Source organism: Aeromonas australiensis (assembly GCF_000819725.1).
GTDB classification, from domain to species: domain Bacteria; phylum Pseudomonadota; class Gammaproteobacteria; order Enterobacterales; family Aeromonadaceae; genus Aeromonas; species Aeromonas australiensis.
Genome location: NZ_CDDH01000103.1, coordinates 1 through 596, shown reverse-complemented (window position 1 = coordinate 596; position 596 = coordinate 1). Strand labels below are relative to the sequence as shown.

Below are 596 nucleotides of genomic sequence, written 5' to 3'. Positions count from 1 at the left end.
TGCCGGCTGTCCGGTTGTGATCACCTCACAGCATTCTCTATTTTCTTCATTAGGGAAGGTAGCAGTGACAAACTCCGTGACCCGATTCAAAAATGCAGGTACCCACTCGGGAGGAAGGGCGCTGTATACCTCATTAAGCGCAAGCAAAATGGTGACGTTATGGGATAAATATTCGGGCTTATTGGCTGCCTTGGCGATATAGAATTCAAAGATATCGTGAAAGCCGTACTCGGCATGCCATTGGGAAATAGCTTGGTAGGCAGCGGGATAAATACCACGCGCCAGAATGCGATGCCTGCGTAAATCGGAGAAAACGACAGGCTGTACACTATCGGTGAGCACTGTTGACACCTGTAATCCATCCTGGGCAATCAATTTGGCGGTTTGTTGCCACAAGGCTTCCGGTTGCCCAAGGTGTGCAGCAAGAAATTGAGTCGATAAATAGGCTTTTAGCGCGTGAGGCTGGTGAATAACAGCGCTGCTGTGTACTGCTTGCTCAAGTAGTTCCCGAGATGTCATTAATCCTCCATGAATTTAACGTGCTCCTAAGGGGCTGGCAAAGCAAATCTAGGAAAAGCAAATCTAGGACACCCACC

The 596-nt window shown here is 48.7% G+C and carries 1 pseudogene; it reads right to left on the bottom strand.

What is annotated here, in order from left to right:
- Positions 1-519: pseudogene (locus tag BN1117_RS17050) on the bottom strand (hypothetical protein); the annotation flags it as partial.
- Between the last annotated feature and the right edge of the window lie 77 nt (positions 520-596).